The sequence below is a fragment of the Gracilimonas sp. genome, assembly GCF_031581265.1.
Lineage (GTDB): Bacteria > Bacteroidota > Rhodothermia > Balneolales > Balneolaceae > Gracilimonas.
Map to the genome: position 1 here is coordinate 1 of NZ_JAVLBQ010000071.1, position 556 is coordinate 556.

Sequence of the window (556 nt, forward strand, 5' to 3'; positions counted from 1 at the left end):
ACAAACAGGGTAATGTTGAGAATGCTCGTGTTGTTCGTGGTATTGGAGGTGGATGCGATGAAGAGGCACTTAGAGTTGTACGAGAAGCTAAATTTGAGCCTGGCATGCAACGCGGTCATCCCGTTCGTGTACAATATTCTCTAAATATTAATTTCCGATTATAGTTCGAAAAAGAAAAACCATTAAAAGCTGTGCTCAAGTTATTAGTGCAACAGCGCGGTGTTTTAGGGTTTGCTCAAAAAAATTTAACGCAGGAGAAAGAAGGTATAATTTTAAAAACTGAAGATAATCGGAAGTAATTTAAATGAAGGATTAGTGATATGTTAGAATATATTGTTCAGTCATTTAATAATAAACTAAAACTATAGTATGCAAATCCTGATTATTCTATTAATATTAGTTTTATGGGGAGGTGCGTCATATATTATCTCTACCTTTTTTGATGACAGAGAGATTGGTCAAATGAATGTATTTTGGTTATCTCTTCTGCTTTCACCAATTGTTGGGATACTTATAGGGCTTTCTTCAAAAAGAGTACAAAAACCTGAAAAAAGTG

At 34.2% G+C, this 556-nt stretch carries 2 protein-coding genes; both read left to right on the top strand.

Annotated elements, in window-relative coordinates:
• A partial coding sequence (locus RI561_RS13790; RefSeq protein ID WP_395080826.1) for an energy transducer TonB occupies positions 1–164 on the top strand: 164 nt, incomplete at its 5' end.
• A gap of 205 nt (positions 165–369) precedes the next feature.
• Positions 370–556: hypothetical protein (locus RI561_RS13795; RefSeq protein WP_395080825.1), on the top strand; the 187-nt coding region annotated here is incomplete at its 3' end.